Here is a 17,719-nt window from a genome sequence, read left to right as displayed (position 1 = left end):
CACGGCAAGAGCCCGCCTGCCTTACTACCGCGGCAGCACCCCTCCCAGCATCGGCGGGCCGAAGCGGGCGAAGGCGTGGCTCTTGAGGTCGATCGGCTCCTTCAGCATCTCCACCCGTTCGAACAGGCGGACATAGCCGGAATGGCGGATGCGCCATTCGCCGTCGCGGTGGACATAATGGTCGTGATAGAGCGCGGTGCCGTGGGTCATGCGGTTGGTGGCCATGTTCACCGCCCAGTCGACCATATACCAGCGCCCCTCGGCCACAGCGCCGTCTTCCGCCACGTCGATCTCGGGCATCAGCGCCAGGTGCATGCCGACATATTGGTTGTTCTGCATCTGGCCGAGCATGGCGATGATCTCGTCGCGCCCGTTCGCCTCGTAGAGGTAGGAACCGCCCTCGTAGCGGATCGTCGCCTCGGCCACGAAGCAGCCGGCCAGCCCCTCGCTGTCGCCGCTGTCCAGCATCCGCATGTAGCGATGCTTGAGCTGCTTGATCCGCTCGATATCCTCCAGCCGCAGGGTCATGCGCCTCTCCCGATGCCGCCCGTCATGCCGAACTTGCTTCGGCACCCGTTTTCCGCAGGCGATCCCTTCGCCTGCGGCGCCACAGGCCCCGAAACAAGTTCAGGGTGACGAAAGGGCCAAGATCATGGCCGTTTAGATATCCCCGATCATCTCGCACAAGGTGGCCAGGCAATCCTCGGCCAGCCGCTTCGATCGCGCGGGCGACCAGCCGAAGGCGGCGTCGGGCAAGTCGTCATTGTCCTTGAACGGCATTTCCAGCGTCATCGCCACGCAATCGAAGCGGTTGGCGAGCTGGTTGGTGGACATGGAGAGGTTGGCCTTGCCGGGGGCGGCCGTCTCATAGCCGTGCGCCGTCTGGAAATCGGGCGTGCGGGCAGCCAGCGTGTCGCGGAAGCGGGCGTAGAGCGCGCCCTGCCGCTCGGTCCATTTGGGAATGCCCTCGAACCCCGCGAGGAAGACATGGGGGATCGCCTCGTCGCCATGCACGTCCATGGCGAAGTCCACGCCCGTCTCGTCCATCCGCGCCAGCGTGTGGAGCACCTCCGGGCTGCGCTCCGCCGAGGGCTTGTGCCATTCGCGGTTCAGGTTCACGCCGGCCGCATTGGTGCGCAGGTGGCCGCGCCGCGAACCATCGGGGTTCATGTTGGGGACGATGTGGAAGGTGGCGGCCGCGCGCAGCCGGCGGGCCACGCTGTCCTGCCGGTCGGTCAGCCGTTCCAGCGCGCCTTCCATCCACCATTCGGCCATGGTCTCGCCCGGATGCTGGCGGGCATAGAGCCACACCTGCCGGGGGCCGTCGCCCAGCGAGAGACAGTCGATCTCCTGCCCGTCCAGCGTGCGGCCGAGCGAACGATGGGTCACGCCCTCGCGGCTGGCGATCCGGGCGACCAGATCATGGTGCCGCTCCATCGAATAAGGCGCGAAATAAGCGAACCAGGCATTGTTGGTGGCCGGCATGTGGCGGATGGTGAGCACGCCGTCGGCATAGTCGGTCTCCGCCTGCCGCCACGTCTCGCGATCCTCGGACACGCGGGCGCGATAGCCGGGCCAGCCGCCCGGATAGGCCGATCCGCCCGCGTTCAGGATGCGCAGCGTCACCGTCCGTCCCGCCGCGCCCGTCAGCCGGAAATGGAACCATTGGTAGAAGTCCGACTCATGATCGCGGGCGATCTCCAGGTCGAACCGGTCCCCTTCCCGCCCCTTGACGATGATGTTGCCGCTGTCGAACGCCGCCGAAATGCCGATATCCATGTCACCCATACCTACGCCTGCACCGATTACTTCACCGTCACCACGCGGCCCGATTCGCCGGGGAAATCCTTGAACAGGGCGGCCGCCAGCCGCTGCACCGCGGCGGCCGGGGCCGCGCCCGGCGTGCCGGCGCGCGCCTCGCTCCTGGCGCGGCCTTCCCAGATCACCGTGCCTTCGGATCGGCGCTTGATCTGCACCGCAAGCTCGGTCAGGTCCACGTCCCTGGACTTGCTCTTGCCGATCGGGAAGCTCACCCCGCCGCCAACGCCCACGCCGCCGCCATAGCTGCCGCCGCCCAGCCCCACCGACACGCCCGATCCCGTATCCGCATCGCGGCGGGTGCGCCGCGTCACATCGACCACGGCGACCAGCTCGGACTTGGCGATGCCCGGCGCCAGCCGGAAGTTCAGCCGGGCCAGCTCGGCGCTCACCGCCTCCGCCTGGCTGCGGAATTCGAGGCTGTTGGCCAGCGTGGGATCGCGCGGCTCCACCACGATCTCGCCGCGGGCGATCGGCTGGCCGAGGTGGAATCGCGTCACCTGCACGGGCGGCACCTGCGAGGCGCAGCCCGCGACGAGCGTCAGCACGAAACCGGAAAGAACGAGGCGGCGAAGCGACATGGAGAGATTCCCCAGCTATGTTGAAGCACCACATGGACGTGGATCGAAACGCTTGTCCAACGTCTTTTGCTGCATGCCGCGCGCAAAGGCCGCGCACATGCTTGACTCGGGGCCGGGCGTTGAATAGGGGAGCGCCTCGCTTTTTCCAGACTGATGACAAGATAAGGCAGGCGTTCAAGCCATGAAGATCCGCAATTCGCTCAAATCGCTCAAGGGGCGTCACCGCGACAATCGCGTGATCCGTCGTCGTGGCCGCACCTACGTCATCAACAAGACCAACCGTCGCTTCAAGGCGCGCCAGGGCTGATCCACGCCCGGCCGATGGCCGTCATCTTCGATGTCGGCCACGTCCTTTTCGACTGGCATCCCAGAAACCTCTATGCCCGCCTGATCCCCGATCGGGCGGCGCTGGAGGATTTTCTCGCGCGTGTCGTTACCTTCGAATGGCACAGCCAGCACGATGCCGGCCGCCCGTTCGCGGAAACCAGCGCGGAGCTGGCGACGCTCCATCCCGAATATGCGCCGCTGATCGCCCAGTTCGGCCCGCGATTCGGGGAGATGGTGCCCGGCCCCATCCCCGGCAGCCCGGAAATCGTCGCCGCGCTCGACGAAGCGGGCGTGCCGCTGTTCGCGCTTACCAACTTCTCGGCCGAATTCTGGCCGCCCTTCCGCGCGGATCATGCCACGCTGTTCGATCGCTTCCGTGATATCCTCGTCTCCGGCGAGGAGAAGCTGGTGAAGCCCGATCCCGAAATCTTCCGCCGCGCCATGGCGCGATTCGGCCTTGCCCCCGGCGAGGCACTGTTCGTGGACGACCGGGCGGACAATGTCGCCGCGGGCGAAGCCGCCGGGCTGATCGGCCATCATTTCCGCGATGCACCCACGCTGCGCGCCGATCTCGTCGCGCGCGGGCTGCTGCCGGGCTGATCGCCGATGGCCGGCGGCGATCCCCACGATCTCGCCCGCTTCCTCGCCGCGCAGGAAGCCAGCTACGCCGCCGCGCTGGCGGAGATCACCGCCGGCGCCAAGCGCAGCCACTGGATGTGGTTCGTCTTCCCCCAGATCGAAGGGCTCGGCCACAGCTTCATGGCCCAGCGCTACGCCATCGCCTCGGCCGCCGAAGCCCGCGCCTTCCTCGCCCACCCGATCCTCGGCGAAAGGCTGCGCGCCATCACCCGCGCGCTGCTGGCCCATGCCGGCCGGCCGCCGGAAGCGATCATGGGCGGCATCGACGCCCTCAAGCTCCGCTCCTCGCTCACCCTGTTCGATGCCGTCGCGGCCGATCCCGCCGCAGAACCCTTCGCCGCCGCGCTCGACGCCTTCTACGACGGCCAGCGCGACGCCCGCACGTTGGAGAGGCTTTAGGATCCGATCCCTCCCCTCCCTTTCAAGGGAGGGGCCGGGGGGTGGGTAGCGCAGCCGACGGGCTCGATGCCCGTTGGCGAAGCCCGGCAACCGAGGGCGCAAGCTCGCTGACGCTCGCCACGCACCCCTCAATCCCCTCCCCTTGAAAGGGAGGGGAGGCATCGCCCTACCCCACCCGTTCGATCAGCGCCTGCGCCGCCGCCGGATTGCGCACCTTGGCGCCGGAAATGAAGAACAGGAACACGTCCCGCCCTTTCGCCGCCGGCGCGCTCGGCGCCACATGATCGAGCCCGCGCGGCTGGTGCCCCCCGGCCCAGCTCCGCGCGACATCGGCCCAATGGTCGAGCGCCGCCGCATCATAGCCGGTCGCCGCCTCCTCGCGCGATTGCTGCAGCCGGGCATAGACGAAATCGGCGGTCAGATCGGCGATGGCGGGATATTCGGCATGGTCGGCAAACACGATCGCCACGCCATTGTCGCGCGCCAGATCGACGAAGGCGGGATCGCGGAAGCTTTCGTGCCGCACCTCCACCGCATGGCGCAGCCGCCGGCCGCCTTGCTCATGCGGCAGCAGCTTCAGGAAGGCGCCGAAATCCTCGCGGTCGAACTTCTTGGTCGGCATGAACTGCCAGAGGATCGGGCCGAGCCTGTCGCCCAGCTCGGTCAATCCCTGCCCCAGGAACTTGGCGATCGAATCGCCCGCCTCCGCCAGCACCCGGCGGTTGGTGCAGAAACGCGATGCCTTGGCGGTGAAGACGAAGCCCTCGGGCACGGCATCAGCCCATTTGCGCCAGCTTTCCGGCTTCTGGGTGCTGTAATAAGTGGAATTGATCTCGATCGCGGTGAGCCGCTCCGCCGCATAGGCCAGCTCCTTCGCCTGGGGCAGCTTCTCCGGGTAGAAGGTGCCGCGCCACGGCTCATAGTTCCAGCCGCCGATGCCGACGCGGATCGCGCCGTGGCTCAAAGCTTCGCCCCGTCGAAATGCTGGACGGCGATGGCATCGGGGTCCACCTCCTCCACGCAGCGCAGGTTCACCGCGCGGGTCGCGCTGCCGTCCGGCGCCGTTCCCTCGGCGAAGGGCTGGCAGCCGCAGGTGGTACAGAAGCGGTGCGTGATGGCGTGGCGGTTGAACAGGTAGCTGCCCAGCGCCTCCTCGCCCTGTTCCAGCCGGAACCGGTCCGCGCCGTAGAAAGCCAGCAGGAAGCCCTTGCGCCGGCAGTGGGAACAGTTGCACGCCACCGCCTGTTCCGGCGGATCGGCCTCCACCGTGAAGGTCACCGCTCCGCAATGGCAGCTTCCGTGCAGCATTCACATCCTCCCCAAATCCTCGTCCGCCACGTCCAGCGTGCGCAGCAACAGATCGTCCGTGACCGTCAAGGTCAACAGCGGATCGTGGGGCGCATCGGCGATCGCATCGACGAAGGCGGCCCGCGTCTCCGGCTCGTCATAGGCCATCTTGGCATCCATGGCGTGTTGCCATGTTTCCTCGTCCGGCCATTCGGCGATGCCGACGAAGCGGCCGTCCGCCGCGCGGTGCAGCCGCGATCCCAGGCTGCCGTAGATTCGCGTGATCAGTTCCGTCCCGCGCCGCCAGGCCGCGCGGAACTGATCCTCCTTGCCGGGGTGGACCCACCACCAATAGACCGCGACGAACATCCGTCACGCCCCCCGCCAGGCGCGCTCCAGCCCGGCGATGTCGATCCTGGTCATGCCCAGCATCGCCTCCATCACCCGCTTCGCCTTCGCCGGATCAGGATCGGCCAGCAGTTTCGGCAGCGCGGTCGGCACGATCTGCCAGGAAATGCCGTAACGGTCGCGCAGCCAGCCGCACTGCTCGGTCTTGCCGCCGGCCGAAAGCCCGTCCCACAGCCGGTCCACCTCCGCCTGGTCCGCGCAGTCGATCTGGAAGGATATGGCGTGGCTGAACTCCGCCCCCACCCCGCCGTTCAGCGCGGTGAAGCGGGTGCCGCCCAGGGTGAAGCCCACCACCAGCACCGTTCCCGCCTGCCCGCCGGGGCTGTCGGCCGGCGCGCGCTGCACCTGATCGATCCGCGAATCGGGGATCAGGCCGGCGTAGAAGCGGGCGGCTTCCTCGGCTTCGGTGGCGAACCACAGGCAGGGTGCGATCTTCGACATCGGATTCTCTCCCGATCGGGGGGCGGGGCTCTCGCGGCCCTGTCGTAGCGTCCGACCCGGAAGCGCGGCTTTTGTTCNGCGACCGGGCAAGGGAATTGCGCCATCGAAGGATCGCTTCCCGGTTCCGCCAGCGCGCGAACCGCACTAGTGGATCGGTGGTCTGATTGTCCGGGCGATGCGGATGCACCCGTCCCGGCCAGACCGCTAGGCATGCGGCAAAAAGTGGTTTCAGCCACGCCGGAACCATGATCGAGGGAGAACAGGCTTGGCCGATCGGCAGGATCAGAACAGCGGCACCACCCCCGTGCGCGAGGCGCATCGCTTCGATGAGGCGCGGCTGGCCGCCTGGATGGCCGATAATGTCGCGGGCTATGAAGGCCCGCTGACGGTGGAGCAGTTCAAGGGCGGCCAGTCCAACCCGACCTACAAGCTCACCACGCCCGGCCGCGCCTATGTGCTGCGCCGCAAGCCGCCGGGCCAGATCCTGAAGGGCGCGCATGCGGTGGAGCGCGAGGCGCGGGTGCTATCCGCGCTCGCCACCGTCGATTTCCCGGTGGCCCGCGTCCACGGCCTTTGCACCGACGACAGCGTGATCGGCACCTGGTTCTACGTGATGGACATGGTGGAAGGGCGCATCTTCTGGGATGCCACCTTCCCCCAGGTTTCGCGTGAGGAGCGGCCGGCCTATTTCGACGCGATGAACGCCACGCTCGCCCGGCTGCACGGCATCGATCCGCAGGCGATCGGCCTTGGCGACTATGGCAAGCCCGGCAATTTCTTCGAACGGCAGATCGGCCGCTGGACGAAGCAATATCATGAGGATGTCGAGGCCGGCCGCAACGACGACATGGATGCGCTGATCGGCTGGCTGGAGGCGCATGTCCCGCCGCAGGGCGAGGTGCGCATCACCCATGGCGATTATCGCTGCGACAACATGATCTTCCACCCCACCGNGCCGCGCGTGGTCGCGGTGCTCGATTGGGAATTGTCCACGCTGGGCGATCCGCTGTCCGATTTCGCCTATCATCTCATGATGTATCGCCTGGCCCCGCCGATCGCGACCGGCATCGCCGGCGCGGACCTCGCGACGCTCAACATCCCGTCCGAAGCCGATTATGTCGCGGCCTATTGCGCGCGCACCGGCCGCGCCGGCATTCCGGACCTGCAATTCTACACCGCCTTCAACATCTTCCGGCTGGCGGCGATCATCCACGGCATCAAGGGCCGCGTCGTCCGCGGCACGGCGGCATCCGCCCACGCCCGCGAAATGGCGGAAAAGTTCCCCGCCCTCGCCGCCGCCGGCTGGAAGGCGGCCCAGGGCGGCTAGCTGCGCCGGGAGGGCCGGCGAGGTGCCTTTCCTTGGAAAACGGCCCTTCCGTTCGCGCCACCACCGTCATTCCTGCGGAAACGCCCCCCCAAAACCGTGATTCCCGCCTGCGCGGGAATGACGAAGGGGGGGAACTGGCGGAATGTCGGCCCGCCCCCCAGCACTCCAGTCGTCAGCGGGCCTGCCCAGCCCCCCTCACATCAGAAGTCCACATTCACCGAAAGCCACAGGCGGCGGCCTTCCTGGTTGATCGAATAAGCCGGCGTGTAGGCCGTGGTCGTCCCGCTGGGATAGGGCAGGTAGACGGCATAGTCGGTGTCGAACAAATTGTAGACGGTCGCGGCCAGCCGGAAGGCCGGCGTCACCTGATAGGCGCCGCCGAAATGGAACAGCTCATATCCCCTGAAGTCGCCCACGGCCGCCTGCTGGGCATTGTCGCCGCGCCAGCGGCTCGAACGGATCTCGCTGCGCGCCCATAGGGTGGCCTTGTCGTCCACCTTCCAGCGGATCTGGCCGTTCAGCATATGCTCGGGCGTGCCGATCAGCGGCATGCCCTTCTGCTCGCCGCTCTTCTGCTCGCTGTCGGTATAGGTGTAGTTCAGCGACAGCGTCAGGCTTGGCGTGAAGGCGAGGCGGGTGGCCACTTCCACGCCCCGCGTCACCGCCTTGTCGATGTTGATCGACTGGCCGAACAGGTCGACATTGGGGAAGGCGCCCACATCCAGGCATCCCGGCCGATCGGGATTGCCGGCGAACCGGCAGTTGGGAATGCCCGGCCCGCTGGCGATCTTGTCCTTGAACGCGTTGTTGAACAGCGTGACGTTGCCGCTGAAGAAGCCGTGCCCGTCATAATAGAGGCCGGCTTCGTAGGAGGTGCTGGTCTCCGGCTTCAGGCCCGGCGTGCCGATCAGCGGGATGGTGCCCTGCCCGCCGAAGCCGATGATGCCGTCGGCGATCTGCTCCAGCCGCGGCGTCTTGAAGCCCCGGCTCACGCCGCCCTTCAGGGTGAAGCGCTCGTCGATATTCCACACCGCATAAGCGCGGGGGGACCATTTTCCGCCGAAGGTGGAATGATCGTCATACCGCGCCCCGCCCGTCAGGCTGAAGCCGTCGACGATCGTCCAGGTTGCCTCGCCGAAGCCCGCCCATTGGGTGAACTTGAACGGCGCCGGCGCTACGCCGTCCACCATCCGCGCCCACCAATATTGGCCCCCCACGGTGAAGGCGACCGGCCCGGCCTTCCCGGTGAAGCGGGAATCGAGGATGTCGTTGCGCGCCTCCAGCATGCGGGGGCTGCCGGGGTCCACGCCCGGCGTGCCCGGCGGCACGGTGCGGCCGATTGTCTCGGTATCGTTGCGGGTGAAGGTGGTGTCCAGCGTGCCGATGCCGGTGCGCCAGCTATGCGCCGCCACATAGTTGGACCGGTTGAAGCGCTGCTCCTCCGCATATCCGCCGCGCACGCCCAGCGTGCCGAGTTGCCCCTCGCTATTGTCGTAGGTCTGCTCGTTGCGGTCATATTCGAACCACAGGTCATGGTCGGCATGCGGGGTCAGCGTCAGCCGGCCGCCATAGGTGTAGATGTCGGATCGCACCGGGTTGCGGCCCAGCGTCAGCGCCGGATCGCCGGGGATGCCGATATTCGCTGCCTCGCGGTGGAACAGGCTGCCGCGCAGCGTGAGCCCCACGAGGCCGGGCACCACCGGCCCCTGCGCGAAGCCGTTGAGCGACTGGATGTTGCCGAACCGGTCGTCGCCCTGGATGGTGGTCTCGGCGGTCGCGCTGCCCACCCAATGATCGCCGACCTTGCGGGTGATGATGTTCACCACGCCGCCCATCGCATCCGATCCGTAGAGCGTGGACATCGGCCCGCGCACCACCTCGATCCGGTCGATCGCGGAAAAGGGCGGCAGGAAGCCGGTGGAGGATTCGCCGAACCCGTTGGGCGTCACATTGCCGGGCGCGTTCTGGCGGCGGCCGTCAATCAGCACCAGCGTATAGTCGCTCGGCATGCCGCGGATCGAGATGTTGAGGCCGCCGGTCTTGCCCGCCTCGCCGCCGACATCCACGCCCTGCACGTCCTGCAGCGCCTCCGCGAGGCTGCCGAAGCGCTTGTCCTCCAGGTCCTGCCGGTCGAGCACGCTGATGCTGGCCGGCGCCTCGGCGATCTTCTGCTCATAGCCGGCGGCGGTGACGACGATGGTGTCGGCATCGGCCTGCGGCCCGGCGTCCGCCGCAAGGGCCGGATCAACGGCCAGGCCAAAGGCGATAAGGGCTGCGCCGACGAGATGCCGTGCGCGCGACGTGGATCGGAAATGCATGTTCCCCCGACTCTTTATTAATAATCATTTTCAATATCAGTCGGGCTGATGCGAACCGCTCCCCGCCCTGTCAACCGAAGCGAGGGCGAGCAACAAATCATTACATATTTGAATTGAACGGAAATTATCGCAGCAGCGGCCATGCTCATCGGGTGACGGGCCGGCAACGCCCTCCGGCCCCGCAGGCCGTCGGCTCTCGTCTCGTGGCGCGGCAATAGCCCGGCCTTGGGTCATTTTGCCGCATTCCCGTTTGCGGTTTCGCCGCCTAGAAGGGGCGGCCATGACCCAAGCCAGCTTTCCCGCCCTCCGCCTCCGCCGCACCCGCGCCTCCGCCTGGAGCCGCGCGCTCGTCGCCGAAACGCATCTGTCGCCGGCGCACCTGATCTGGCCGCTGTTCGTGACGGAGGGCCAGGGCGTCACCGATCCGGTGAAGACGCTGCCGGGGGTGTCGCGCCATTCGATCGACCGGATCGGCGCCGTGGCGAAGGAGGCGAAGGCGCTGGGCATCGGCTGCCTCGCCCTGTTCCCCAACACCCCGCGCGATCTGCGCACCCACGACGGGCGCGAGGCGCTCAATCCCGACAATCTGATGTGCCGCGCCATCCGCGCCATCAAGGATGCGGTGCCCGATATCGGCGTGCTCACCGATGTCGCGCTCGATCCCTATACCTCGCACGGGCATGACGGGCTGGTCGACGCCACCGGCTATGTCCTCAACGACGAGACGAGCGAGCTGCTGGTCGCCCAGGCGCTGGTGCAGGCGGAAGCCGGCGCCGACATCGTCGCCCCTTCGGACATGATGGACGGCCGCGTCGGCGCGATCCGCGCCGCGCTGGAGGCCGGCGGCCATCGCAACGTGCAGATCATGGCCTATTCGGCCAAATATGCGAGCGCCTTCTACGGCCCCTTCCGCGATGCGGTGGGATCGGGCGGGCTGCTGAAGGGCGACAAGCGCGCCTATCAGATGGATTATGCCAATGCGGAGGAGGCGCTGCGCGAGGTCGCGCTCGATCTCGCCGAGGGCGCGGACAGCGTGATGGTGAAGCCCGGCCTGCCCTATCTCGACATCATCCGCCGGGTGAAGGAACGGTTCGAGGTGCCGGTGTTCGCCTATCAGGTGTCCGGCGAATATGCGATGATCGAGGCCGCCGTCGCGGCCGGCGCGGGCGATCGCGACGCGCTGGTGCTGGAAGCCCTCACCGCCTTCCGCCGCGCGGGCTGTTCCGGCATCCTCACCTACCACGCCGCCCACGCCGCCCGCCTGCTCGCGGGCTGAGGGTGGGCCTCAGGCGGGCCGCCGGGGCCCCGCGCCCGTCTTGCAGGCCCGGCCGAGCCGACCTGCATGCCTGCCGCCGCCCCGGACCCGGTCCGGGGCCATCCCTCCACGGACGCTGCCGCCAGGAGCCTCCCGGCGCCCGCCACGGCCCCCGGATCGACCCCGCGTGGCGGAGCCTTCGGGGCCGGCCCGCATCTGCACCCGGGATGCCGATCCGCCCCCGCGCGCTTCCGGCGAGCCCTGCCGTCGCCATCCGGCCATCGCATCGCGGCCGCCCGATCAGGCGCCCGCCCGCACCAGCCGGCCGCTCCGTATTGCCATCACGCTCGCGCGCTTATCCCCAAACGAAAACCGCCGGCCCCCTTGCGAGGGCCGGCGGCCTTCCTCCCCGATAAGGGAATAAAGCGGATCAGGCGGCCTGCGGCGCGATCCCGCGGCGACGGCTGCGCAGGCCGGTGCCGATCAGGCCGAAGCCGGCCAGCATCAGCGCCCAGGCCGAAGGCTCGGGAACCGCGGTGATCGCGAGATTGTCGACCTCGAACGAGTTCGAGTCCGAAGAGAAGCGGATGCCGGTGATGATCTTGCCGGCATCGGCCCACACGGTCAGGCGGCCATTGGCGGACGGGCTGGTCTGGTTGCCATCGGCATCGCCATTGAAGATGGTGTCGCCGCTCAGGTCGGCGGTGGTGCCGTCCGAATATAGCAGCGTCATCAGGTTGTAGCTGTCAAGCGAGCCGACATCGATGCTGAAGCTCGTCGCGGCCGGCAGGCTGATCTCGGCATAGCCGCCGCCCAGCACCGAAAGATAGCGGCTGCCATCGCCCGCGCCCGGCAGCGCGCCGGTGCCGCCGCTGGTCGCGGCGTCGAGGAAGCTGAAGTTGATGCCGCTCACCAGGCTGTTGTTCGCGGGATCGTTGAAGTCCGCGATCACGGTTTCGAACGCCTTGGCGCCGCCCTCACCCTGGGCGAACACGAAGGTGGCCGCATTGGCCGAGGTGGCGGCGCAGGTCAGAAGCAGAGCGGCTGCAAGCGTCTTGAACATGGATTCCCTTTCGACGGGGATTGAAGCTGAAAGAGGTATCCCGAAAGTGGTATACCCTCGCTGCCATCACATGCACGGGCCGTGCCAGACAGCCGTGCTGGCGCAATTCCGCGGATTTTGCGAATTTGCCGCAGGGGTTGCTGCGCTGCGGTGTAAAAGTTTCCGACTCTCGCCGCCGCGGCGCTCCCGATATTTGCGATGCCGCCCCGCCCTGCCTAGGACAGGCGCGGGGAGAGACAGATGATCGAGACGAACCGATTGATTCTCCGGCCGATGACGGAGGCCGACAAGCCCTGGGCGGCCGCTCAATGCGCCGATCCGGAGGTGATGGCCTTGCTCGGCGGCCCGCAGACGCGCGAGGCCAGCGACGAGCGCATCGACAAGATGATCCGCCTCCAGGCCGAACGCGGCTTCAGCTTCTTCGGCCTGTTCCGCAAGGCGGACGGCCGGCCGATCGGCCTGTGCGGGCTCAAGCTGTTCGACGCGGAAGGCGCGACGCTGCCCGGCGAGGTGGAGATCGGCTGGCGGCTGGACAAGGATTGCTGGGGCCAGGGCTATGCGCGGGAAGCCGCCTCCGCTTCGCTGGACTTCGCCTTCGGCACGGTCGGCGCGCCGCTGGTGATCGCCATCACCAGCCAGCGCAACGCCGCTTCCTGGGGCCTGATGCGGCGGCTGGGGATGACGCGCCGGCCCGATCTGGATTTCAACGATCCCCGTTTCGGGCCGGAGGACAATCCCACCATCCTCCACCTGATCGAGGCGAAGGACTGGGAGGTCGGCGCATGGAAAACGGCATGACGATGGCGGGCGTCACCCTCCTGCCCTTCGACGGGGCCACGCCGGACGTGTCGCGCGCGGGCTTCGTGGCGCCGGGATCGCGCCTGATCGGCGATGTCGTGCTCGGGGAAGGGGCGAGCGTCTGGTATAATTGCGTGCTGCGCGGCGATGTCGCGCCGATATCGGTGGGCGCGCGCACCAATATCCAGGACGGCACCGTCGTCCACGTCACGACGAAGCAATATGATACGGTGATCGGCGCGGATTGCCTGATCGGCCATCTCGCCATCGTCCATGGCTGCCACCTGCACGATCGCGCCTTCGTCGGCCTGGGGGCGATCGTGATGGACGGGTGCGTGATCGAAAGCGATGCCATGCTCGCGGCGGGCGCGCTGCTCACGCCGGGCAAGCGCATCCTCTCCGGCCAGATGTGGGCGGGCCGCCCGGCCAAATATGTCCGCGATCTGACGGAGGAGGATCTCGCCGCGCATCGCAAGGGCGTGGCCGGCTATGTCGAGCTGGCCCGCCGCCACGCCGCGGCCCTCGCGGGCTGAGGATATCCAGCCGGCGTCGATGGGGCTCCGCCGGGGATCGAACCCGGTCAGGGGTTGGGCAGCTTGCCCGCCACCTCGCCGAAGGCCCGGCGCTGCGCCTCGTCGATCGCCGAAACCCGGCTCCAGGCGTTGGCCAGCTCGGGCGAGGGGGCGCCGCCGGTCGCGACCACCATCTCGTCCAGGCTGGCCAGCGCCGACGTCACCGGCCCCCGCTCCTGATCCAGCCGGCTGATCGCCTGCTGCGCCGCGATCCACTCCTCGCTTTCCGCCGGCTGCCCCGCCGCGGCGGCCACCGCGCGCCGCGCATCGGCCAGTTCGCCGTCGAATCGCCCGCGCGCCGTCTCCGCCGCGGCAAGCTGCGCCCGGATCGCGGCCGCCGTCGCCGCATACGCCGGCACCGCGACCGGCCCGGTCGAATCGCTCACCGGGTCCTCGATCGGCAATTTTTCCACCGCGCGGGGCGCGAGCGAGGGGAAGGCGATGTCCGATCCGGCGCATCCCGCCAGCATCGCCACGGCCAGAATCGCCGCTGCGGGCGCCATCTTCGGGAGGAAAATCATGCCATGGCTTTAGGCCCGCAAATTATTCGCGGCAACGGGCTTGCGCTCCGCTTCGCCCCCGACTAATAGCGCCACTCCAACGCGCCCGTAGCTCAGCTGGATAGAGCATCAGACTACGAATCTGAGGGTCGGACGTTCGAATCGTTCCGGGCGCGCCACTTTTTCAATGACTTAGGTGAGGTGGCTTCCTGTCGGGTGCCACCTCTCGCCGTTCTAGCAATCAGATAGCAATCAGGCGGGGAAAATTGGGCAGCCTCGCCTCTGCGCAACAGTGCCATCCCACTAGCGCGCAAACCTTGCCTCCATGCGCGCACGAGTGTTTGCGTTCGAGCATGGGGATTGCGCTTTTTATATTCCAGGCGGTTTTCATATCATCCCCCTGCCCGCGCACGGAATGCGCAATGGCGCAACGGCGGGGTTAATTCAGCGCCCTTGATAGTTCCTTGATCAGCGCCAGCGCCTGCATGGTTTCAGCAGATCGCCCGCCATGCTTCCACGCGTTCTTGTTACCCTCAGGCGCGCCGCTGCCTTTTCCGCCGTGCATCCTGCAACGGCGATTTCCCTTCACTGCTGGCGACTGGCACGGCTTCCCCGTTCTGGTCCGGGCAAGGCAACGTGGAGCCTGTGCCAGCCGCTCCACTTTCGGGTGCATGGGGTTGTTCGGCTGATTTTGCATTTTCTGATCCCCCCGCGTGATGATGGAATTGATCGGCGACCACGGCTTGCCCGCCTTCGTTCACATGAACATGGCGCACCGTCTGTTCGCGCGGTTGGTGCAGCTTCGCCAAGGCTTCCAATGTCGCGCGCGATGACGCTTGGGCTTTCAACGCAATACGAGCATATATCCCGGTCGCTCCAAGGTGCTCGCCTGTGTTCAAAGCCATGCGGCGGGCCATCTCCGCGAAAATCACGTCGAGGGTAGATGCTTGGGCCGCCAGCGTCCTGCTGACTAATGCCAAGTCGCCTTTCTCCGCCTCGTCTTCCCGCTTTCGGAGCGCGTCAGAATAATCGCCCAACCCAGGTGCGGAAGCCAGCTTGCCAAAATGTGCTGACAGCAAGTGCTGTATTACTGCACTGTGCCTCGCGTCCGGTGCTAACAGCGCTTTCGCCACGGCGGGGCATATCTTTTCGCTGTCCCCCCTCGATACCTCGAAGGCATCATTGGGGTGGTTGTCCGGCGGCACGATACTCGCGGCAGCCTTCGGAGTTGGATTTGGTTCGGGTTTCATTTTTTTACCTTTCAAAGCTCTTTACCCGCACCACCACCACCGCACTCCCCTAAAGGGAGGTGCGGGTGGTGTGGTTGGTTCAGTCAGGGTCGCTCGCCACACCTTCTGCACTTGCCGCACCACACTTTTCAGGGTGCGGATTTTCGGTTAGTTCCGCATCGGCGACCGATTTACCCATGATCACCATGGGGCGATCCCGCCCGCTAACTCGGCGAGCTTCGGGCTTCAGGTATGCGGCGGCAATCATCTGGCGCTGGATCGCCTGCACCTCGGCTCTGTCGTCCACTGGACAAAGCCCGATCACGTCAGCGATCACATTGCCAATCCAGTCGCGAGCTTGGCAATTTTCCCCGAAAGCCGCGCCGCCCATGCGATGCTGAATTTCGCGAACGCTCATCGGATCAAGATCGGCAGCTTCGGGAGCGTGCCAGATTCGCGCGACAGCCACCTGGTCGCCGGGAACCCAAAATTCGCCATTCCCCAAATCCTGGCTTTCCAGCTTGATCCATGTCGCCTGGTCCGGCGGCGCGCGATTGCCCTTGCCGGTATCTATGCGAACGAGCGACTTCCATTCAGTCCCATTGACTATGCCCAGCCGGGTCGCCTCACCTTTGGACATTCGATTGAGGGTGAGAACGACACGGGCGGCAGCGGGCAGTGCCGACGCGCCGCGCCCGTCTTCGGCGGATACGTCGCGGTCGCCTAGCTTCTTGGTGTGATGTACCAAGACCACTGCACAGCCGGTTTCCTGTGCCAGCCGCTTCCACCGTTTCACGATGGCGTCGATTGCTTCGTTGCTACTCTCTCGCACCAAATGGCTGGAAACGAAGGGATCAACGAACAGGACCGATATGTCTCGTTCGCGAATTGTCGCGGCGAGCTGATCGAAGGTAGCTTCGGACAGCGTGAAACCGTGTCTGTCCTCAGTCGCGGTGCAAAGCGGCTGAATTATGCCGCTATCAAGGTAGAGCCGGTCGTCGCATTCTTCCCGGTCGATGCCGTGGAACAGGCAAGCGGCAGCCATTTGACGCTCCAATTCCTCGGTGCCGTCTTCGAGATTGAAAATCCAAACCCCTTGCGAGCCTCGCGGAACCGGCTTCTCCAAAAACGTTCGGCCGCTTGCCAAACACAGCGCAATAATATTGCTGATCGTGCTTTTACCAACCCCACCCGGCGCGATCATCACCGTGACCTCGCCCCGAAGGAGCCAATGACCAAGCAGCCATTGCCGCGTCGGTAGCGATGCCGGATCGGGCCAGCGGTAGGGCGTGGCGCGCAAGGTGTTGTGGGCATGGATTCGCGCCGCCGCTTCATCGGGGTGTATTGCAGCCAAATCCATAGGCGCGGTTGCGGTTGATGCCATGGCGATCACTCCTCCAACCGAGCAGCGGCAATACGTGCTGCAACCCGATCGCGGGGAATGTCCGCAAAATCGATTCCTGATTTTACCGAGCGCGTTTCTAGCCCAAGGGGCAGCGGCACAGCCAAAAGCGCCCCAACGGCCTGAGCGGCCTTTCGGGCGGCATCCAGACCAAGATTTTCTGGCAGGTGACGGTCATCGTCCGCCGCGATGATCAGCGTCCGGCTGGGGAACAACTCGCGCATGGCGCGGGCGACAGTTTTGAGGTTGCGAGCAAACATGGCCGCGACAACGCCGTACCCGGTCGCATGGTGGACCGCCGCCATGGTGGCAAAGCCTTCCCCGATTACCAGCGGCCCAGCCGATGGCCTGCCATCCTGCATGTACACCGCATGGGGCCAGAACAGGCCATCGGTACGCCCACCAGACAGGAACAGCTTGCGGCCATCCGGATACATGCGCTGGACATTCCACAGGCGAAAGCCGGGATCGACCATCGGGACAAGCAGCGCGTCGCCATATTGCCGAATGCCGAACGGGGGCAGCCCCTTGCGTGCCAGATACCCATGCGCCGGATCGGCTTTGCCTGCACCGCGCCACAGATCGCGAGCCGCGCCAGCCGCCGCTTCCTGCTTGGCCACGGTTTCCGCTTTGCGCCGGGCTTCGCTTTCACGGGCCTGAGCCATGATCGCGCGTCGTTCGGCTGGTGACAGCGAACGGGGATCGCTCCCCGCCCGCCATACCGTCCGGATGCCCAGCCGATAATGCCGGAACACACCAGCGGGCACGCCATCAAGGTGCAGCCATGCCCAGCCGTTACGCCGTCCGGGCTTGTCACCGATGGCGCGAAAGCGGACAGGATGACCGGAAGCCAGCTTGACGGCAATCGGCTCGATGGGGCGGATGCCTGCCGTTGCCATCGCATCCATAAAATCAGCCACCGGGTTAGACATCGCAGCCTCTCCCAAACACGACTGCCGCTACCATCGCCGCCAGTTCAGGTCGGACGTGATGCACGGCGATCAGGAATTGAGCCTGCGCCGCAATAATGGTATTGAGCGCGTCGGAATTACTGATGCCAGCAGCGTCATGGTTCCCGGCCCCGGTCTGCACACCGGGGCCATTTTCGTTTGCGGTTCCCATTATGCCGCGCCCCTCTCGCTGGTGGAGCGGGTCAGACGGCTAGCGAGCCAATCGTCCAGATCAGCCTTGCGATAGCGCACAGCGCGGCCAAGCTGGGCATAAACCGGACCTTCGCCCGATACGCGAAGCCGGTCCAGCGTCGGCTTCGAAAGGCGGACATATTCCGCCGCTTCAATTGTATTCAGAATATCCAATGTCGCCTCCTTTTGTTTGGCGACATTTCATATATGCTG

General features: G+C 66.4%; 23 protein-coding genes and 1 tRNA gene. 8 read left to right on the top strand and 16 right to left on the bottom strand.

Features of this window, described 5'->3' with window-relative positions; genetic code table 11:
* Positions 1 to 24 precede the first annotated feature (24 nt).
* The 3 genes from BHE75_RS04395 to BHE75_RS04385 all read right to left on the bottom strand — a co-directional run bounded on the left by BHE75_RS04395 (position 25) and on the right by BHE75_RS04385 (position 2,399).
* Entirely contained in the window at positions 25 to 528 is a 504-nt protein-coding gene (locus BHE75_RS04395; protein WP_070932694.1) for a nuclear transport factor 2 family protein, read from the bottom strand.
* 132 nt (positions 529 to 660) lie between these two features.
* Positions 661 to 1,779 carry a M14 family metallopeptidase gene (locus BHE75_RS04390; RefSeq protein ID WP_070932692.1) on the bottom strand — a complete coding sequence of 373 codons (1,119 nt, stop codon included), beginning with the start codon at positions 1,777 to 1,779 and terminating at the stop codon, positions 661 to 663.
* A 26-nt stretch (positions 1,780 to 1,805) separates the two neighbouring features.
* A complete protein-coding gene (locus BHE75_RS04385) occupies positions 1,806 to 2,399 on the bottom strand; it encodes a DUF4136 domain-containing protein (protein WP_015459451.1) in 594 nt (197 codons plus the stop codon).
* A gap of 181 nt (positions 2,400 to 2,580) precedes the next feature.
* Between BHE75_RS04385 and ykgO the strand changes: the two genes are divergently transcribed.
* The 3 genes from ykgO to BHE75_RS04370 are packed head-to-tail and all read left to right on the top strand — an operon-like array spanning position 2,581 to position 3,764.
* Positions 2,581 to 2,706: a type B 50S ribosomal protein L36 gene (gene ykgO, locus BHE75_RS04380; protein ID WP_004210176.1), complete on the top strand. Its 126-nt coding sequence runs from the start codon at positions 2,581 to 2,583 to the stop codon at positions 2,704 to 2,706.
* A gap of 14 nt (positions 2,707 to 2,720) precedes the next feature.
* Complete coding sequence (locus BHE75_RS04375; protein ID WP_070932690.1) at positions 2,721 to 3,326, top strand: HAD family hydrolase; 606 nt, start codon at positions 2,721 to 2,723, stop codon at positions 3,324 to 3,326.
* Positions 3,327 to 3,332: 6 nt separating this feature from the next.
* Positions 3,333 to 3,764, top strand: a complete 432-nt coding sequence (locus BHE75_RS04370; protein WP_070932688.1) for a DUF1810 domain-containing protein — start codon at positions 3,333 to 3,335, stop codon at positions 3,762 to 3,764.
* A 166-nt stretch (positions 3,765 to 3,930) separates the two neighbouring features.
* On the opposite strand, the gene BHE75_RS04365 is transcribed toward BHE75_RS04370, so the two are convergent.
* Genes BHE75_RS04365 through BHE75_RS04350 form a run of 4 tightly spaced genes read right to left on the bottom strand, consistent with a single transcriptional unit; the run spans position 3,931 to position 5,900 of the window.
* Positions 3,931 to 4,728 carry a DUF72 domain-containing protein gene (locus BHE75_RS04365; protein ID WP_070932686.1) on the bottom strand — a complete coding sequence of 266 codons (798 nt, stop codon included), beginning with the start codon at positions 4,726 to 4,728 and terminating at the stop codon, positions 3,931 to 3,933.
* Positions 4,725 to 5,072 carry a GFA family protein gene (locus tag BHE75_RS04360; protein WP_015459447.1) on the bottom strand — a complete coding sequence of 116 codons (348 nt, stop codon included), beginning with the start codon at positions 5,070 to 5,072 and terminating at the stop codon, positions 4,725 to 4,727. The genes BHE75_RS04365 and BHE75_RS04360 overlap by 4 nt, the downstream gene beginning before the upstream one ends.
* The gene (locus BHE75_RS04355; RefSeq protein ID WP_070932684.1) at positions 5,073 to 5,420 is read right to left on the bottom strand and encodes an antibiotic biosynthesis monooxygenase family protein; all 348 of its coding nucleotides are present in this window, start codon (positions 5,418 to 5,420) and stop codon (positions 5,073 to 5,075) included.
* A gap of 3 nt (positions 5,421 to 5,423) precedes the next feature.
* Entirely contained in the window at positions 5,424 to 5,900 is a 477-nt protein-coding gene (locus tag BHE75_RS04350) for a VOC family protein (protein WP_070932682.1), read from the bottom strand.
* A 265-nt stretch (positions 5,901 to 6,165) separates the two neighbouring features.
* Here BHE75_RS04350 and BHE75_RS04345 point away from each other — a divergent pair, with 265 nt between their 5' ends.
* Positions 6,166 to 7,227, top strand: coding sequence for a phosphotransferase (locus tag BHE75_RS04345; protein ID WP_070932680.1), 1,062 nt, complete (start codon positions 6,166 to 6,168; stop codon positions 7,225 to 7,227).
* Positions 7,228 to 7,427: 200 nt separating this feature from the next.
* On the opposite strand, the gene BHE75_RS04340 is transcribed toward BHE75_RS04345, so the two are convergent.
* Positions 7,428 to 9,545, bottom strand: a complete 2,118-nt coding sequence (locus tag BHE75_RS04340; RefSeq protein ID WP_070932678.1) for a TonB-dependent receptor domain-containing protein — start codon at positions 9,543 to 9,545, stop codon at positions 7,428 to 7,430.
* Between the two features lie 280 nt (positions 9,546 to 9,825).
* Here BHE75_RS04340 and hemB point away from each other — a divergent pair, with 280 nt between their 5' ends.
* Positions 9,826 to 10,821: a porphobilinogen synthase gene (gene hemB / locus BHE75_RS04335; RefSeq protein ID WP_070932676.1), complete on the top strand. Its 996-nt coding sequence runs from the start codon at positions 9,826 to 9,828 to the stop codon at positions 10,819 to 10,821.
* A 409-nt stretch (positions 10,822 to 11,230) separates the two neighbouring features.
* Here hemB and BHE75_RS04330 read toward each other — a convergent pair whose 3' ends face one another.
* Positions 11,231 to 11,863, bottom strand: a complete 633-nt coding sequence (locus tag BHE75_RS04330) for an Npun_F0296 family exosortase-dependent surface protein (protein WP_070932673.1) — start codon at positions 11,861 to 11,863, stop codon at positions 11,231 to 11,233.
* 240 nt (positions 11,864 to 12,103) lie between these two features.
* On the opposite strand from BHE75_RS04330, the gene BHE75_RS04325 reads away from it, so the two are divergent.
* Together BHE75_RS04325 and BHE75_RS04320 are read left to right on the top strand one after the other, a co-directional pair.
* On the top strand, positions 12,104 to 12,661 hold the full coding sequence (locus BHE75_RS04325) for a GNAT family N-acetyltransferase (protein WP_070932671.1): 558 nt from the start codon (positions 12,104 to 12,106) through the stop codon (positions 12,659 to 12,661).
* Between the two features lie 2 nt (positions 12,662 to 12,663).
* Positions 12,664 to 13,194, top strand: a complete 531-nt coding sequence (locus BHE75_RS04320) for a gamma carbonic anhydrase family protein (RefSeq protein WP_245896751.1) — start codon at positions 12,664 to 12,666, stop codon at positions 13,192 to 13,194.
* 47 nt (positions 13,195 to 13,241) lie between these two features.
* Here the strand turns inward: BHE75_RS04320 and BHE75_RS04315 are convergent, their stop codons facing one another.
* A complete protein-coding gene (locus tag BHE75_RS04315) occupies positions 13,242 to 13,754 on the bottom strand; it encodes a hypothetical protein (protein ID WP_070932667.1) in 513 nt (170 codons plus the stop codon).
* Between the two features lie 81 nt (positions 13,755 to 13,835).
* Here BHE75_RS04315 and BHE75_RS04310 point away from each other — a divergent pair.
* Positions 13,836 to 13,912, top strand: a tRNA-Arg gene (locus tag BHE75_RS04310).
* A gap of 260 nt (positions 13,913 to 14,172) precedes the next feature.
* On the opposite strand, the gene BHE75_RS25280 is transcribed toward BHE75_RS04310, so the two are convergent.
* From BHE75_RS25280 to BHE75_RS04295, 6 genes are all read right to left on the bottom strand, one after another.
* The gene (locus BHE75_RS25280) at positions 14,173 to 14,322 is read right to left on the bottom strand and encodes a hypothetical protein (protein ID WP_368073057.1); all 150 of its coding nucleotides are present in this window, start codon (positions 14,320 to 14,322) and stop codon (positions 14,173 to 14,175) included.
* A complete protein-coding gene (locus BHE75_RS23065; protein WP_254684359.1) occupies positions 14,267 to 14,983 on the bottom strand; it encodes a hypothetical protein in 717 nt (238 codons plus the stop codon). The genes BHE75_RS25280 and BHE75_RS23065 overlap by 56 nt, the downstream gene beginning before the upstream one ends.
* Positions 14,984 to 15,062: 79 nt before the next feature.
* A complete protein-coding gene (locus BHE75_RS04305; RefSeq protein ID WP_139181639.1) occupies positions 15,063 to 16,346 on the bottom strand; it encodes an AAA family ATPase in 1,284 nt (427 codons plus the stop codon).
* A gap of 5 nt (positions 16,347 to 16,351) precedes the next feature.
* Positions 16,352 to 17,296 carry a toprim domain-containing protein gene (locus BHE75_RS04300; protein WP_070932663.1) on the bottom strand — a complete coding sequence of 315 codons (945 nt, stop codon included), beginning with the start codon at positions 17,294 to 17,296 and terminating at the stop codon, positions 16,352 to 16,354.
* Entirely contained in the window at positions 17,289 to 17,486 is a 198-nt protein-coding gene (locus BHE75_RS23915) for a hypothetical protein (RefSeq protein ID WP_139181638.1), read from the bottom strand. Before BHE75_RS23915 ends, BHE75_RS04300 begins: the two co-directional genes overlap by 8 nt.
* Positions 17,486 to 17,680 carry a helix-turn-helix transcriptional regulator gene (locus tag BHE75_RS04295; protein WP_070932661.1) on the bottom strand — a complete coding sequence of 65 codons (195 nt, stop codon included), beginning with the start codon at positions 17,678 to 17,680 and terminating at the stop codon, positions 17,486 to 17,488. Before BHE75_RS04295 ends, BHE75_RS23915 begins: the two co-directional genes overlap by 1 nt.
* Positions 17,681 to 17,719 lie beyond the last annotated feature (39 nt).

Origin of the sequence: Edaphosphingomonas haloaromaticamans, from assembly GCF_001853345.1 — a bacterium.
In the GTDB taxonomy this organism is placed as follows: Bacteria; Pseudomonadota; Alphaproteobacteria; order Sphingomonadales; family Sphingomonadaceae; genus Sphingomonas_E; species Sphingomonas_E fennica.
The sequence above is the reverse complement of the archived record's forward strand: the minus strand, read 5'-3'. Positions and strand labels throughout refer to the sequence as shown.

Excerpts from the sequence above, each read along its gene's own strand:
- BHE75_RS04360 (WP_015459447.1), bottom strand. The coding sequence starts at position 5,072 with ATGCTGCACGGAAGCTGCCATTGCGGAGCGGTGACCTTCACGGTGGAG.
- BHE75_RS04395 (WP_070932694.1), bottom strand. The coding sequence starts at position 528 with ATGACCCTGCGGCTGGAGGATATCGAGCGGATCAAGCAGCTCAAGCAT.
- BHE75_RS04375 (WP_070932690.1), top strand. The coding sequence starts at position 2,721 with ATGGCCGTCATCTTCGATGTCGGCCACGTCCTTTTCGACTGGCATCCC.
- BHE75_RS04300 (WP_070932663.1), bottom strand. The coding sequence starts at position 17,296 with ATGTCTAACCCGGTGGCTGATTTTATGGATGCGATGGCAACGGCAGGC.
- BHE75_RS04305 (WP_139181639.1), bottom strand. The coding sequence starts at position 16,346 with ATGGCATCAACCGCAACCGCGCCTATGGATTTGGCTGCAATACACCCC.
- BHE75_RS04330 (WP_070932673.1), bottom strand. The coding sequence starts at position 11,863 with ATGTTCAAGACGCTTGCAGCCGCTCTGCTTCTGACCTGCGCCGCCACC.
- BHE75_RS04355 (WP_070932684.1), bottom strand. The coding sequence starts at position 5,420 with ATGTTCGTCGCGGTCTATTGGTGGTGGGTCCACCCCGGCAAGGAGGAT.
- hemB (WP_070932676.1), top strand. The coding sequence starts at position 9,826 with ATGACCCAAGCCAGCTTTCCCGCCCTCCGCCTCCGCCGCACCCGCGCC.
- ykgO (WP_004210176.1), top strand. The coding sequence starts at position 2,581 with ATGAAGATCCGCAATTCGCTCAAATCGCTCAAGGGGCGTCACCGCGAC.
- BHE75_RS04370 (WP_070932688.1), top strand. The coding sequence starts at position 3,333 with ATGGCCGGCGGCGATCCCCACGATCTCGCCCGCTTCCTCGCCGCGCAG.
- BHE75_RS23065 (WP_254684359.1), bottom strand. The coding sequence starts at position 14,983 with ATGAAACCCGAACCAAATCCAACTCCGAAGGCTGCCGCGAGTATCGTG.
- BHE75_RS04325 (WP_070932671.1), top strand. The coding sequence starts at position 12,104 with ATGATCGAGACGAACCGATTGATTCTCCGGCCGATGACGGAGGCCGAC.
- BHE75_RS04350 (WP_070932682.1), bottom strand. The coding sequence starts at position 5,900 with ATGTCGAAGATCGCACCCTGCCTGTGGTTCGCCACCGAAGCCGAGGAA.
- BHE75_RS04385 (WP_015459451.1), bottom strand. The coding sequence starts at position 2,399 with ATGTCGCTTCGCCGCCTCGTTCTTTCCGGTTTCGTGCTGACGCTCGTC.
- BHE75_RS23915 (WP_139181638.1), bottom strand. The coding sequence starts at position 17,486 with ATGGGAACCGCAAACGAAAATGGCCCCGGTGTGCAGACCGGGGCCGGG.
- BHE75_RS04320 (WP_245896751.1), top strand. The coding sequence starts at position 12,664 with ATGGCGGGCGTCACCCTCCTGCCCTTCGACGGGGCCACGCCGGACGTG.
- BHE75_RS04390 (WP_070932692.1), bottom strand. The coding sequence starts at position 1,779 with ATGGATATCGGCATTTCGGCGGCGTTCGACAGCGGCAACATCATCGTC.
- BHE75_RS04315 (WP_070932667.1), bottom strand. The coding sequence starts at position 13,754 with ATGATTTTCCTCCCGAAGATGGCGCCCGCAGCGGCGATTCTGGCCGTG.
- BHE75_RS04340 (WP_070932678.1), bottom strand. The coding sequence starts at position 9,545 with ATGCATTTCCGATCCACGTCGCGCGCACGGCATCTCGTCGGCGCAGCC.